Consider the following 12,578-nt stretch of genomic DNA (forward strand, 5'->3'; position numbering starts at 1 on the left):
ATGAATACCAACGATCTGAATACGGCCCTTTATGAAAAGATGGCCGCTGAGCAGGACAAATACAGGGACTGGCTGAAAAGCCAGCCCCCGGAAGAAATCCTGCACCACACCTATGAGTACACCATCCGTGAGGACATCGTGATGGCGATGGAGGAACTGGAGCTGACCGATGCCCAGGCAGAGGCACTTTTGGAATCTCCCTCGCCGCTGGCGGATGTGTACCGCTATTTTGATAAGCTGGAGACCGGCTATATGGATGTGATCCGAGACAGCATTGAAAGTCGAGCCAATGAGGTATGCAGAGAACCAGAAGAACTTAATCCCATGGTAGTTTATCTTCATTCTGCTTCATACGCGACTAAGCATGGAGAAACAGACGCATACTGGCTTTCTGACCAGGCGAATTTTTCCTGCAAAGTTGCCATTGAGCAGGCGATCAGTGCCCATTATAGGGATAACAGGCTGGATACTGCTTCTGCGGTGCAAGAGATTTTGGAGGAATTTGGAGCAGAGCGGCTGAACTTTATTCTCGCCAATACCATTCAGCATAAGGATGCAGATGGGCGGATTTCTCGTGATAACAAAGCATGGGCAAAGACCATTCCAATGCCGGAGGATAGTGCCACTTCCCAGCAATGTGCCGATCTGATAGTGGATCGAGTCAATCCGGGACTGGTGGATCTGTTTACAAGACAGGCTCGAAAGACCGTTCAGGAGAAAGAAAAAGGCTCTGTCCTGCAAAAGCTCAAACAGGAGCTGCCTGTCCATAAGCCTGCCGCCCCGAAGAAACGGGAGCCGGAGAGATGACTATGGCAAAGCGTAAGCGGGATATGCAATTAAACTTTAGAGTTTCAGCGGATGAGCTTGCTGTGATTGAGCAAAAAATGTCTCAGTTTGGAACCTCAAACCGTGAAGCCTATCTAAGAAAAATGGCACTGGATGGATATGTGGTTAAGCTGGATCTGCCAGAACTGAAGGAGTTGGTTTCCCTGATGCGCCGAAGCAGCAACAACTTAAACCAGCTGACCCGCAAAGTGCATGAGACTGGGCGGGTTTATGATGCTGACTTGGAGGATATATCCCAACGGCAGGAACAGTTATGGGAGGGCGTAAAGGAAATCCTTACTCAGCTTTCTAAACTTTCATAACAGGGATAGATACTCCATTTGCGGAGGGAGGAACGGCATTACTTCGCTGCTCCTCTCTCCGCTTCTTCTTTTTATCGGTATCCTTGTCTTTTGCCTGCCCATGCCGGATAATATGAGTAGAAAAGATACCGAGAACGCAAGGAGGAAATGATATGAAGATTTTGAAAGGGCTTTTGATGATTATAACTGCACCGATCATTTTGCTTCTGACACTTTTTGTCTGGCTCTGCACGGGGCTGATCTACATATCTGGTCTGGTGCTTGGCCTGTTCAGCACGGTGATTGCTCTGCTTGGCGTGGCTGTGCTTATTACCTATTCCCCGCAGAATGGTGTGATTCTGCTGGTCATGGCATTTTTGATTAGTCCGATGGGGCTGCCGCTGGTTGCGATCTGGCTGCTGGGCAAGGTGCAGAGTTTGAAATTTGCGATTCAGGAGTTAGTTTATGGATAAAAAATACGCAAAACCATAAAAATGCCAGACACCGTCTGTTATATTTGGGAAAAGGAATTTTATATCCGCGACTTTACTTTTGAGCTAATATTGCGTATAATATTAGTGCGAAAGGAAGTGATATGATGGGACAATTTGAACAGCTGGATCAGATGCTAACAGCACAAGAAGGAATGCTACGAACATCACAGGTCGTATCTTCTGGAATTTCAAAGCCGGTATTTTATGATTATGTGCGTTCACGAGATTTGGATAGAGTCGCACATGGGATTTATCTGTCCAAAGATTCCTGGGTGGATGCCATGTATCTGCTTCATTTGCGATTTGAACAGGCAGTATTTTCACATGAAACAGCGTTATTTTTTCACGATCTGACAGATCGTGAACCAATAGAATATACAGTTACAGTCAAAACTGGATGCAATCCAAGCAAAATGAAAGCAGAAGGCATTCAAGTTTTTACGATTAAAGCAGACTTACATGATGTAGGACTTACGACAGCGAAAACTCCATTCGGGCATACTGTGCCGGTTTATGATATGGAGCGAACGATCTGTGATTTGCTCAGAAGCCGCAGCAGAATTGAAATTCAGACCTTTCAGGGGGCACTGAAAGCGTATGCCCGTAGAAAAGATAAGAACCTGCGAACTTTAATGCAATATGCTGGGATGTTCAAGGTGGAAAAAATTTTACGACAGTATTTGGAGGTACTTTTATGATAAAAACAGCAAGGCAGCTTAAAGATTTAATACGAAACCTTTCCAGAGAAAAATCCGCTGATGCTCAGATTTTAATGAGGAACTACATGATGGAGCGTTTTTTGGAGCGTATTTCTCTTTCTGAGTATCATGATAAGTTTATCTTGAAGGGCGGTATGTTGGTAGCGGCTATGGTTGGATTAGATGCCCGCTCTACGATGGATTTGGATGCAACCATAAAAGGAGCCAATGTCAATGTGGAGGATATTGAGAATCTAATTTCATCAATCATAACTGTTCCGATTGATGATGGTGTTAAATTTCAGCTGAAAAGTATTTCGGAGATTATGGATGAAGCAGAGTATCCGGGGATTCGTGTCAGTATGAGTACAACATTCGATGGCGTAGTGACCCCTTTGAAAATTGATATTTCCACAGGAGATGCAATTACTCCAAGAGAGGTCCAGTATTCATTCAAACTTATGCTGGAAGATCGCTCCATTGATATTTGGGCTTATAATTTAGAAACTGTGCTGGCAGAAAAACTGGAAACCATTATTACCAGAACCACAACCAATACTCGTATGAGAGATTTCTACGATATTTTCATTTTAGAACAGCTGCATGGAACCACGCTGAACCCGAAAATTTTACATGATGCGCTTCTGGCAACTGCTCATAAACGGGGATCGGAGAAGTATCTTAACCAAGCTGAAGAAGTTTTTGACGAAGTGGAAAATGATTCGGTTATGCAAAAACTTTGGGAGGCATACCGTAAAAAGTTTTCTTATGCTTCTGATCTGGAATGGGATGTGATTATGAAAGCAATTCGCAGGTTATATGATCTTTGCGAGAAAGGCATCGGCTTATGAAAAAGTATGGACACTATTGTAAAGTTTGTGGCGAATACAAAGCCAACGAAAAATTTTCAGGCAAAGGTCATGCATCCCACATTTGTAAATCCTGTGCTTCGCTACCAGCAGAAAAGCAGGCTGAACTGATGACACTGAATCGTCTTTTTAATCTTCCATGGAGGCTATCGAAAGAGCAGTTGTCCTGGCTGAAAAATCGACTAAAGGATAGGCGGCCTGATGTCCGTGAACTGGCGCAAGAGCAATATGAAATGAGATTTCCACCAAGACACTTAGAAGATGATGATTTCAATTTTTTCGATGAAGAAAGTTTTATAGAATAGTGAAAGCGGTCTGCTACGGCAGGCCGTTTTCTTTTCGGAAAGGAGATCTGACCTATGGCAACCACAAGAATCATGCCGCTTCATGTCGGCAAGGGCCGCACAGAAAGCCGGGCGATCAGTGACATTATCGACTATGTGGCCAATCCAAAGAAAACAGATAACGGCAGGCTCATTACCGGCTATGCTTGTGACAGCCGGACAGCGGATGCGGAGTTCCTTCTGGCAAAGCGGCTGTATATTACTGCTACCGGACGAGTGCGCGGTGCGGATGATGTGATCGCCTATCATGTGCGCCAGTCCTTCCGCCCCGGAGAGATCACTCCGGAAGAAGCAAACCAGCTGGGCGTAGAATTTGCCAAGCGCTTTACCAAGGGTAATCATGCCTTTGTGGTCTGCACTCACATAGACAAGTCGCACATTCATAATCACATTATCTGGTCATCGGTCAGCTTAGAATATGACCGGAAATTCCGAAACTTTTGGGGCAGCACCAAGGCGGTCCGTCAGTTGAGCGACACCATCTGCATTGAAAACGGACTGTCTATTGTAGAGAACCCGAAACCTCACGGAAAGAGCTATAACAAATGGCTGGGCGATCAGGCAAAGCCCTCTCACCGAGAGCTGCTTCGTGTGGCGATTGACAATGCATTATCACAAAGTCCTGCTGACTTTGAGGAGCTGCTGAGGCTGCTGCAAGAGTCCGGCTGTGAGGTATCAAAGCGCGGAAAATCATATCGCCTGAAGCTCCCCGGTTGGGAGAAAGCCGCCCGAATGGACAGCCTGGGCGAAGGATATGGATTGGAAGATTTGCAGGCAGTTCTCTCTGGGAAGAAAACGCATACCCCACGAAAGAAAACGGTCACACAGGCAGAGCCGCCGAAGGTCAATCTGCTGGTGGACATTCAGGCAAAATTGCAGGCCGGAAAAGGTGCTGGCTATGCTCGATGGGCTAAAGTTTTCAATCTGAAGCAAATGGCACAGACCATGAATTACCTGTCGGAGAACAATCTGTTGGAGTATGCGGTTTTGGAAGAAAAGGCTGCGGCTGCCACGGCACATCACAATGAGCTTTCGGCACAGATCAAAGCAGCTGAAAAGCGCATGGCAGAGATTGCTGTTCTGCGTACTCACATCGTAAATTATGCCAAGACCCGTGAGGTCTATGTGGCATACCGCAAGGCGGGCTACTCTAAGAAATTCCGGGAAGAACATGAGGAAGAAATTCTGCTCCACCAGGCTGCCAAGAATGCCTTTGATGAAATGGGAGTCAAGAAGCTGCCTAAGGTCAAAGAGTTGCAGACGGAGTATGCGAAATTGCTGGAAGAAAAGAAAAAGACCTATGCCGAGTACCGGCGTTCCCGTGAGGAAATGCGGGAGCTTTTAACGGCAAAGGCCAATGTGGATCGGGTGCTGAAAATGGAGGTAGAACAGGATGTTGAAAAAGAAAAAGACCACGGCCAGCGATAAGCTGGTCCTGGTCAAAAGCGTTCGCAGAACGCGCAGCCACAGAATGAAATTCTGTGTTCAAAGGGGCTTGGGGGCACTGCCCTCAACAAGCAGTTTGTGGCGAAATGGATAGCCACAAGCATTGCTTGCCACAATATGCTGCGCATAAAATAAAAAAACTAATGATGGGACGCTTACTGCCTCCTATCATTAGTTTTCTGTGTTTAAGCGATTTATAAAACCAATCAGCATAATCAGATCGTCATCTGACATCTTTCTCATTCCGTCCAAAGCCTTCTTGATAAGCTGAGGGTTATTCTCCTGTGCATCAAAAAATTGAAGCGGCGTGATTTCAAAATACTCACAGATGTTGAGAAACTGCTTCATAGACGGCATAGAACGCCCGGAAGAAATTGCCTGAATATAGCTTCTGTTCTGCCCTAACTCCATGCTCATCTGATATTCTGAAACGCCTTTTTTCAATCGTAATTCTGTGATTCGATTGCGGATAAATTCTTCGTCCATACGCTCACCTCTCTGCTCTTTTAGCATAGCAGAAAGCAATTCTTGATACTTCGTATGTGTTGTGTTATAATTTTGTAATATAACCTTTATACGCATTATTATTTGCGTTATTTTTGCTTTATATGCGTAATCAAGGCAGTTATCAAGGGTGATTTGTATGAATCAGTATGCCTGTGCCATTACCGGCCACAGACCAACAAGATTTTGCTTTGGATATAATGAGGAAGATCCTCTATGCCAAAAGCTGAAAGAATGTCTCCTGGAGCAGTTTCGCATACTCCATGACGAGAAATTTGTCCGTACTTTTTTTGTCGGCGGTGCTCTTGGTGTGGATATGTGGGCTGGAGAACAGCTGCTAACATTGAGAGCACAAACAGGATACGAGGATATTAAAATTATCGTTGTAATTCCCTTCATCGGCTATGACTCTAAATGGCCGGATCAGAGTAGGCATAGATTGAAAAAGCTGATCCAAAACGCAAACGATTCGATTGTTATTTCACATTCTGCGGATGTTTCCAGTTATAAAAAAAGAAATTATTATATGGTCGATCATGCAGAGTACATCATCGGTGTGTTTGATAATCAGAAAAAGCTGCGCTCAGGCACAGCACAGACAGTCAATTATGCCTTACGAAACGGAAAAGCAATCACTCTGATCCATCCAGATACTATGGAAATAACAACCCCTACGACTTAACAAATTCACAAAAATTTTTCATTGGCATTTCCAACAAAATATTTTCATTGAAGGAGTGCTGTGATATAATAAAATATAAAACTATGCTCAGAACAAATGGTGCCGCTATGAACAAATATATTGAACAGCAATTTGCTGCTTTAAGATACGAAAAAAATATTTTGGTTGTTGAAGAAACTACATCTGCTGGTGGATGCGGCTCCTTCAACGCGGCTTCTTCATGTCCTGCGTCAGCCTGTCTTTATGACAGTGCGGCGTGGGGCTTTTTTATTGCCTGAAAGGAGTATGAGAACATGAGTCTGAAATATACCTGCCCCAGCTGTGGAACCCCATTGGGTTATGAGGGATTGTGTTGGAAATGTAAGTGCGAGCAAGAACGGCAAGCTGCTCTGGCCTGGACGCCGGAACAAATTGTCGAAAAACAAAGAAACTTGATACAGAACATCCAGAGGCTGGCTGATATGGAGGACCCAGAGTTCGCCGACTTTTGGCAGCTGCTTGGCTACCATGATGTCATCACCCCAGAGATTCAGCGGATGGCACTGGCCGCAGAGGTGTTTTGGCCCTGTGAGATCTATTATCACGCTCCCGCCGATGTGCGAGATGGTCTGATTCATGCGCTGTTGTCCGCGGAGTATTCCAGCGCGGCCTCCAACCTGATGAGTTGCCTTGCTATGCAGGGAGATGACAAGGCAATGGAGACGCTGCTGGAGCTGGAGCGAAATCCCCGGCCCTGGCGCAAGGGCCTCTATGTAGACCCATCCAGCTATGCGCAGATCGGAGGCTGGACCTTCGACAAGGAGGGCCAGAAAATCCAACTCAACTTCGACACCTGCTATCCTATGGTCAAGGGAACCACTGGCGAGAAATCTCCCGTCCGCATTGGCCGAGAACGGGAAGATACCTGTCCCCACTGCGGCGGACGCGTGGTGGATATATTGGTGCTGGACGGCCGGGATGAGCGTCTGAAATTTCTGGGGTTGGATGGTATCCTGACTGCCACCTGCTGCCCCAGCTGCGTGGGATTCCTCAAAGGCCCCGCCTTCAACCGGTTTACCCTGGATGGCGGCGTGGAGGTCTTTCCCTCTGAGCTATTTGACGGCGCGGAGAAGACGGATTGCTATGTCAGTCCCGAGGAGTACAAGGCCCTCACGGAAAATCCCTTTGTGCTGGGCGAAGCGCCTGTGTCCCTGTTTTACGGTGCGGCCTGCCAGGATGTGAATACCATCGGCGGCTTTGCCAATTGGGTGCAGGACGCGGAATATACGACCTGTCCTCACTGCGGCAAGCCCATGAAGTATCTGGCCCAAATCCAGTGGGATATGGTGTTTGACTGTGCGGAGGGCACGCTCTATGTGGAATTCTGCCCGGACTGTCATATCGTGTCCATGCAGCACCAGCAGACCTAAAAAAGTCGCACAGTATGAAAAGAGAAATACCAGCAGGTATTTGCGTGAGGAGGAAGTAGAATGAACAGCGAACAGACCACAGCATTTTTGCAAGAGCATTGGCACATTGCATCGGTGCTCATCGGAGCCGTGATTTTAATTGGAGCGATCCGCAACTGGAACTGGCTCTGCGACCCCACTGGTACGCGAGATGCCCATCGACACAGCAGAGGATACCGGCGTGTGGTTTTCTTTCTGTTGGGTGTCCTCCTGATTGTGGTGAGTATCTGGGGATTTGTGCTGAAATTGAAATAGAAGGAGAAAGACTATGATGACTGAGAAATATCCCACCTGGCTCACCGGCCATGTGAAAGAGTGGGCGGAAAAGCGTTTGCCTACCGTGACACTCTGTTCCACCGCCGGCAATGAACTGCTGGAAGTTTGGTATTACGGAGATCTGCTCACTGTGAAGGGAGAGCCCCAATCCTATATTGTAGATAGCGATGAGGCCCCCGGACTGGTGGCAGCCCGTGACCCAGAGAGCGGTGAGGAGTTCGTTATCTTTGACGGTGGACGGCATGGCTACGACCATCTGTTCTGCGATGAACACGATCCATCTGAATTGGAACACCGTCCCCTCAAGCAATATGAGATCCCTGCCTCCAAGTTGGTGCTGGAGCTGGGGTACAACATCGACTATGAGGACGAAAAAGAAGACTTCGAACCGGATGAGTCGGATACTGTGGAACTGATCAACGGCGAGCGGATGCCCTGGGAGCAAGTCAAGCGGGACGGCATCGACTATATTGCCCTTTACTATGTGAACGAGAAAGGAAAACCAGTCCAGATTTTGGACGCGGAATTGGCATAAGTTTTGTGCTGGCTCAGGAGGTGGAACTGCAATGTCAATCACTGCTTATAAAATAGAAGTCGTCGGCCATGACCGAACCGGCGAAGATTATGGCTATGTAAATATCATGTACCGCTATGGCAACAAGCAGTCCTGTCCTCGGCCAGATCAATGTGAAAAGATAGAGGTCATGTGGGCGGATGAGAGCGTCTACGGGCCGCCTGCTCCTGGCAGCAAGGTGGGCGACTTTATACAGACATGGCTGATAGGCTCCTGGGACTGCGGAGTATTTACCCACCGGGAGATCGCCCAGCGGCTCATGGATACCTTTACCGGTCTGAAGCTCAAGGAACTGGCGTGGTTTGAGAACCCCAGAGAAAAGACTCTGAAAAACGGAAAGCCCCGTGCGCGCCGGGCCAAGTGGCTACCGGACCGGGAGGTGGATCTGGTCTACCTCTATTCTGACCGCTATCTTGACGCCAGAAATCCCTCTCCCGCCGAAACCGACTTCTTCACCGTCACAAGGATGGATGCCTGGGGCGTGAGCACCTGGTTCATGTGTACCCCACAGGCCGCTGAAAAGCTGATCGCCATGGATTACGATAATCTGGCTATCCAGGAAACCACCATTGTGGGATAAAAGGAGAATGCGGCATGATTGGAACAGATGAAAACCGGGCGGCGCTTCATGTGGAGGTCATCTTCTGGAGCGGCAAACGAAAAATACCACCCAGCCTGGTCAGTGGAAAGTATTGTCCCCATTTTGTGGTTATTGGAACTACGGAATATCTGGGTGTATGCTTTCTGGACGGAACCGAGTGTACATTTGATACACCGGCCTTGGGAAATGCCCAGCCCCTCTATCCAGATACCATTGACTATGCTCCGCTGGAAAACAATGCGGAATTTTTAATCTATGAGGGAGCCAATGCCGTTGGCAAAGGCCGGGTGCTGGGCCGGACCGTTCCCTATCAAGTGAAACAACAACGAAAGTAGGTGCCTTATGTACCAAATTGCATATATTGGCCGCTGGGAGACCCTCCCGGAAACGGCTGCCGCCATCTGTGACCATGACACGCCCAAGCTGGAGGCGCTGCTTCAAGGCGGTCTGGATTTAGATGTTCCCATCCAGCTCAGCGAATACATCAAGCTGATGCCATTGGAGATTGCGGTTTTTCGGAACGATGTGCCTATGATCCACTTCCTGCTGGAGCATGGAGCTGATTCCAGTCTGGCAGAGGAACAGCCCCTGCTGCTCACCGCCGCCCGCTGTTGTGGGCCGGAGGTGGTGGCGCTCTTTGCTGGACAGGCCGCAAAGCTCAGCTCGAAGCAGAAAGAGCGGGCCTTCCAGGAGGTGCGCTGGGGCAAGCGCCCGGAGAATATCCAGGTGCTGGAGCAAGCCGGGATTACAGTGGAGAAGTTTGGCGGCGAGGCATTCCGGGCCGCTGTGTCCGAGGGCAATACCAAACTTGCCCGGCTGCTTCTGGAAAAAGGGGCAGACATCAATTATCACAAGCCGGACATGGTGTTCCCTTACGCCTCCACCCCTGTCACCGAGGCCGCCCGCTCCAACAATTTCCCTATGGTGCGCTGGCTCATTGAGCAAGGAGCCGACATCACCATTGCTGACAAATACGGCGACCGGCCTTACACCGTGGCGGTGCAGAACAAAAATCAAGAGCTGGCCGACTACCTGAAAGCCCTGGAGCCGGAGGAATGGCACAACGAGCAGGAAAAGATCCGGCAGCTCATGCCCTACAAGCTGCCCGCCAAGCTGGTGGAATACTTGAAGACCGGCCCCCTGCGGCTGGAGTTCCCGGATCAGGAATGGGTGAAGTGGGCGGAGCTCTACTCCTTCATGGATGTGCAGGAGATGACCTGGAAACGGAAGAAGCTGCTCTCCCTGATGGTGCAGATGGACAACTACAGCGACTATCTGCTGCTGTGGAGCCCCAGGGACAAAAAGCTGTGGTATCTGGACATCGAGCATGAGGAATTCCACCCTCTGGCCAAATGGGATGACTTCATCGCAGATCCCGGCCGGTATCTGAACGGGATGATCGAGGGTGAGTTTGAGGAGTAAAGCCATGACATCAATAGACTTTCTGAACAAGGTACATAAAAGCCTGGACTCGCAGGAATACAGCCTCTCTTATTCTCCGGCGAAGTCCAAGAATTATATGCTGTACTGCAACGGCAACTTCATCGGCGGCCTGTTCGATGAGGAGCTGTGCTTCGTCTACGCCGACAGCGTGAGTGAGCTGCTGGGGCAGCCGGAACCCGTCTACCGTGGCTACTCCAGTACCGCCCAGCACAGGATGCTGGTAATCCCGGAGGAACACTGGGCGAAGGCGCTGAAACTGCTCTATGCTGAGAAATTTGACTGGAGCCGTTTGGTGTACGACATCACCTACACCAGCATTGGCGCGGCTGTGGTGGAGGACTTCTATGACGAGAATGTGGTATTCCTGCGCTTCTGCTTTGAAAAGGAACTGCTGAAAAAGAACCCTCTGGACCGGCAGGGCCGTATCCTGCGGATGGTCTATCTCAATCAGGACCTGACAGAAGCGGGCAAATATCTGTTCCCCAGACTGCTGCAAAAGTTCCTTGTTTTTACAGATCGCAAAGGAAAAACCAGTCTGGAAACCATGCTGCAACGGTGGTACACCGCTCTGGAGAAGGAGTACCGCAGCCAGATAACGGGATAAGGTGGCAACAACATGACAGAAGAAAACAGAACCTATATCACCCATCTCAAGGTCACGGATGTCCCGTGGCACCGGCTCACCACCGCCTATGGCCGGGGGACGGATTTTCCCGCACACCTGACAGTGCTGGAGCAGATGCGTGATTTGGCGTCCGTCAAAGAGTCCCTCTACGAGCTCACCACCAACATGGAGCACCAGAGTACCCTTTGGCACGCCACCCCCTTTGGTATGGTGTTCCTGAGCCGAATTCTGGAGAAGGCCCTCGCAGACAGCGGGCAGAACCCCGCAGCCCATTTCCTGGCCGGGGAGCTGCTGGACTTCTTCTCCTGCATCCTCCAGTGCTTCCACGACGGGGACGAGATGGAGCACGCCGAGGCGCTGCCGCTGTTCTCCGATCTGCTGAAGGAAGAATACCTGTGGTCGGAGGAATACGACGAGGAAGAAGATGAGATGCGCTACGAGGAGGACGAGGTTTTCCCGGATGACCTATTTTACAGCTTCTATTACTATTCCTGGCAGGCGGTGCTGGCCTACCGGGATATATTGGAGCAGGTTTCGGAGGAGTTTGCCGGGCCTGCCGCCGCAGTGCTGAAACTGCTGTAAAGGAGGATACGCAATGTTTGAAGAATTCTATGAGATGTACGAGCCCGAGGAGCAGGAAGTGGTCGCTCTGATCAATCGCTGCATTGGGGGCGGATTTAACTGGAAAGGCAACTTTTGGGAAATGACCGTTGTGACGCTGGGCATAGTGTTTTGTGACACCGGCAAGGTCAGCACCAAAGAGGAGCGGCTGGATTGGCCGGTCACCGAGGAGGAGCGTAACGGCGAAAAGGGCTGGGGACGCTTTGGCAAGGAGCAGATCTGCCGCCTGAAGATCCGCCGGATGAAGGAAGAATGGGCAAAGGATCTGGTGGTGCAGCCCTGGTGTATCTCCCAGGTGGTCAAGGCCCACGAGGACTGCCCGGAACTCCAGGCCGTTCTGGACGAGTACCACAAGCCGGTGGTGATCCAGGACCAGGTGCTGGGAGAACTGACACTGGACAAGGACTATGATGCCTTCGAGGGCGAAATCCAGTGGTGCGGAAAGGATGTGAGCCTTTCTCTGGAGGTCAATGCTGAGAGCAAGCCATCCTGGACCCGCGCCCGCAGCGCCGCCAAGAAGCTGCTGGCCGACTGTGAAACTTGGGATAAGGCCATGCGGGACCTTGCAGCCAAGAACCTGACCGAGCTGGCCAACAACTGGCTCTCCCAGGATGAGGAAAATCCCCGCAACCCGGAAACCGACCCCATCACAGAGGAAGAACTTGCCCGGCGGATCAGTATGACCAGCCTGTCCGTCACCTCCGGCGGCAGCTTCACCGCCTGGTTTGACTGCGACGAGATCTTCACCGACCATGCGGTGACGGTCTACGGCTCTTTGAAAAAGGGCCTCAAAACTGCCAACATTGAGGGGTAAGGAGGATAACAT

The 12,578-nt window shown here is 49.8% G+C and carries 19 protein-coding genes; 18 read left to right on the top strand and 1 reads right to left on the bottom strand.

Annotated elements, in window-relative coordinates; all coding sequences use genetic code 11:
• The 7 genes from BN6539_RS04285 (at position 1) to BN6539_RS04315 (ending at position 4,960) form a co-directional block, all read left to right on the top strand.
• Complete coding sequence (locus tag BN6539_RS04285) at positions 1-807, top strand: DUF3848 domain-containing protein (protein WP_002569160.1); 807 nt, start codon at positions 1-3, stop codon at positions 805-807.
• Between the two features lie 2 nt (positions 808-809).
• Positions 810-1,148 carry a plasmid mobilization protein gene (locus tag BN6539_RS04290; RefSeq protein ID WP_034533326.1) on the top strand — a complete coding sequence of 113 codons (339 nt, stop codon included), beginning with the start codon at positions 810-812 and terminating at the stop codon, positions 1,146-1,148.
• Between the two features lie 152 nt (positions 1,149-1,300).
• Complete coding sequence (locus BN6539_RS04295; protein ID WP_002569158.1) at positions 1,301-1,600, top strand: CD1845 family protein; 300 nt, start codon at positions 1,301-1,303, stop codon at positions 1,598-1,600.
• Between the two features lie 122 nt (positions 1,601-1,722).
• Complete coding sequence (locus BN6539_RS04300; protein ID WP_002569157.1) at positions 1,723-2,319, top strand: type IV toxin-antitoxin system AbiEi family antitoxin domain-containing protein; 597 nt, start codon at positions 1,723-1,725, stop codon at positions 2,317-2,319.
• On the top strand, positions 2,316-3,170 hold the full coding sequence (locus BN6539_RS04305; protein WP_002569156.1) for a nucleotidyl transferase AbiEii/AbiGii toxin family protein: 855 nt from the start codon (positions 2,316-2,318) through the stop codon (positions 3,168-3,170). The genes BN6539_RS04300 and BN6539_RS04305 overlap by 4 nt, the downstream gene beginning before the upstream one ends.
• Positions 3,167-3,493: a hypothetical protein gene (locus BN6539_RS04310; RefSeq protein ID WP_007037459.1), complete on the top strand. Its 327-nt coding sequence runs from the start codon at positions 3,167-3,169 to the stop codon at positions 3,491-3,493. Before BN6539_RS04305 ends, BN6539_RS04310 begins: the two co-directional genes overlap by 4 nt.
• 54 nt (positions 3,494-3,547) lie before the next feature.
• Positions 3,548-4,960, top strand: a complete 1,413-nt coding sequence (locus BN6539_RS04315; RefSeq protein ID WP_002569155.1) for a relaxase/mobilization nuclease domain-containing protein — start codon at positions 3,548-3,550, stop codon at positions 4,958-4,960.
• A 189-nt stretch (positions 4,961-5,149) separates the two neighbouring features.
• Here BN6539_RS04315 and BN6539_RS04320 read toward each other — a convergent pair whose 3' ends face one another.
• A complete protein-coding gene (locus tag BN6539_RS04320) occupies positions 5,150-5,464 on the bottom strand; it encodes a helix-turn-helix domain-containing protein (protein WP_002569154.1) in 315 nt (104 codons plus the stop codon).
• Positions 5,465-5,621: 157 nt separating this feature from the next.
• Between BN6539_RS04320 and BN6539_RS04325 the strand changes: the two genes are divergently transcribed.
• The 11 genes from BN6539_RS04325 (at position 5,622) to BN6539_RS04375 (ending at position 12,566) form a co-directional block, all read left to right on the top strand.
• Positions 5,622-6,164 (top strand): DUF1273 domain-containing protein, encoded by a 543-nt coding sequence (locus tag BN6539_RS04325; RefSeq protein ID WP_002569153.1) that lies wholly within the window; start codon positions 5,622-5,624, stop codon positions 6,162-6,164.
• A gap of 107 nt (positions 6,165-6,271) precedes the next feature.
• The gene (locus tag BN6539_RS22555) at positions 6,272-6,442 is read left to right on the top strand and encodes a hypothetical protein (RefSeq protein ID WP_007037462.1); all 171 of its coding nucleotides are present in this window, start codon (positions 6,272-6,274) and stop codon (positions 6,440-6,442) included.
• Positions 6,443-6,718: 276 nt separating this feature from the next.
• Positions 6,719-7,573, top strand: a complete 855-nt coding sequence (locus tag BN6539_RS04335; protein WP_456318612.1) for a hypothetical protein — start codon at positions 6,719-6,721, stop codon at positions 7,571-7,573.
• Between the two features lie 60 nt (positions 7,574-7,633).
• A complete protein-coding gene (locus BN6539_RS04340; protein ID WP_002569151.1) occupies positions 7,634-7,867 on the top strand; it encodes an immunity 17 family protein in 234 nt (77 codons plus the stop codon).
• A gap of 13 nt (positions 7,868-7,880) precedes the next feature.
• The gene (locus BN6539_RS04345; RefSeq protein ID WP_002569150.1) at positions 7,881-8,423 is read left to right on the top strand and encodes a hypothetical protein; all 543 of its coding nucleotides are present in this window, start codon (positions 7,881-7,883) and stop codon (positions 8,421-8,423) included.
• 31 nt (positions 8,424-8,454) lie between these two features.
• The gene (locus tag BN6539_RS04350; protein WP_002569149.1) at positions 8,455-9,042 is read left to right on the top strand and encodes a hypothetical protein; all 588 of its coding nucleotides are present in this window, start codon (positions 8,455-8,457) and stop codon (positions 9,040-9,042) included.
• Positions 9,043-9,056: 14 nt separating this feature from the next.
• Positions 9,057-9,398, top strand: coding sequence for a hypothetical protein (locus tag BN6539_RS04355; RefSeq protein WP_002569148.1), 342 nt, complete (start codon positions 9,057-9,059; stop codon positions 9,396-9,398).
• Positions 9,399-9,405: 7 nt separating this feature from the next.
• Complete coding sequence (locus BN6539_RS04360; RefSeq protein ID WP_002569147.1) at positions 9,406-10,485, top strand: ankyrin repeat domain-containing protein; 1,080 nt, start codon at positions 9,406-9,408, stop codon at positions 10,483-10,485.
• A gap of 4 nt (positions 10,486-10,489) precedes the next feature.
• Positions 10,490-11,110, top strand: coding sequence for a hypothetical protein (locus BN6539_RS04365; RefSeq protein WP_002569146.1), 621 nt, complete (start codon positions 10,490-10,492; stop codon positions 11,108-11,110).
• Between the two features lie 12 nt (positions 11,111-11,122).
• Positions 11,123-11,713 carry a hypothetical protein gene (locus BN6539_RS04370; RefSeq protein ID WP_002569145.1) on the top strand — a complete coding sequence of 197 codons (591 nt, stop codon included), beginning with the start codon at positions 11,123-11,125 and terminating at the stop codon, positions 11,711-11,713.
• A 13-nt stretch (positions 11,714-11,726) separates the two neighbouring features.
• Complete coding sequence (locus BN6539_RS04375) at positions 11,727-12,566, top strand: DUF2262 domain-containing protein (protein ID WP_002569144.1); 840 nt, start codon at positions 11,727-11,729, stop codon at positions 12,564-12,566.
• Positions 12,567-12,578 lie beyond the last annotated feature (12 nt).

It is taken from the genome of Emergencia timonensis (genome assembly GCF_900086585.1).
Lineage (GTDB): Bacteria > Bacillota > Clostridia > Peptostreptococcales > Anaerovoracaceae > Senimuribacter > Senimuribacter timonensis.

Coding starts and splice junctions, on each gene's coding strand:
- BN6539_RS04340 (WP_002569151.1), top strand. CDS start 7,634: ATGAACAGCGAACAGACCACAGCATTTTTGCAAGAGCATTGGCACATT.
- BN6539_RS04320 (WP_002569154.1), bottom strand. CDS start 5,464: ATGGACGAAGAATTTATCCGCAATCGAATCACAGAATTACGATTGAAA.
- BN6539_RS04375 (WP_002569144.1), top strand. CDS start 11,727: ATGTTTGAAGAATTCTATGAGATGTACGAGCCCGAGGAGCAGGAAGTG.
- BN6539_RS04365 (WP_002569146.1), top strand. CDS start 10,490: ATGACATCAATAGACTTTCTGAACAAGGTACATAAAAGCCTGGACTCG.
- BN6539_RS04305 (WP_002569156.1), top strand. CDS start 2,316: ATGATAAAAACAGCAAGGCAGCTTAAAGATTTAATACGAAACCTTTCC.
- BN6539_RS04355 (WP_002569148.1), top strand. CDS start 9,057: ATGATTGGAACAGATGAAAACCGGGCGGCGCTTCATGTGGAGGTCATC.
- BN6539_RS04285 (WP_002569160.1), top strand. CDS start 1: ATGAATACCAACGATCTGAATACGGCCCTTTATGAAAAGATGGCCGCT.
- BN6539_RS22555 (WP_007037462.1), top strand. CDS start 6,272: ATGAACAAATATATTGAACAGCAATTTGCTGCTTTAAGATACGAAAAA.
- BN6539_RS04315 (WP_002569155.1), top strand. CDS start 3,548: ATGGCAACCACAAGAATCATGCCGCTTCATGTCGGCAAGGGCCGCACA.
- BN6539_RS04290 (WP_034533326.1), top strand. CDS start 810: ATGGCAAAGCGTAAGCGGGATATGCAATTAAACTTTAGAGTTTCAGCG.
- BN6539_RS04360 (WP_002569147.1), top strand. CDS start 9,406: ATGTACCAAATTGCATATATTGGCCGCTGGGAGACCCTCCCGGAAACG.
- BN6539_RS04325 (WP_002569153.1), top strand. CDS start 5,622: ATGAATCAGTATGCCTGTGCCATTACCGGCCACAGACCAACAAGATTT.
- BN6539_RS04370 (WP_002569145.1), top strand. CDS start 11,123: ATGACAGAAGAAAACAGAACCTATATCACCCATCTCAAGGTCACGGAT.
- BN6539_RS04345 (WP_002569150.1), top strand. CDS start 7,881: ATGATGACTGAGAAATATCCCACCTGGCTCACCGGCCATGTGAAAGAG.
- BN6539_RS04310 (WP_007037459.1), top strand. CDS start 3,167: ATGAAAAAGTATGGACACTATTGTAAAGTTTGTGGCGAATACAAAGCC.
- BN6539_RS04300 (WP_002569157.1), top strand. CDS start 1,723: ATGATGGGACAATTTGAACAGCTGGATCAGATGCTAACAGCACAAGAA.
- BN6539_RS04295 (WP_002569158.1), top strand. CDS start 1,301: ATGAAGATTTTGAAAGGGCTTTTGATGATTATAACTGCACCGATCATT.
- BN6539_RS04350 (WP_002569149.1), top strand. CDS start 8,455: ATGTCAATCACTGCTTATAAAATAGAAGTCGTCGGCCATGACCGAACC.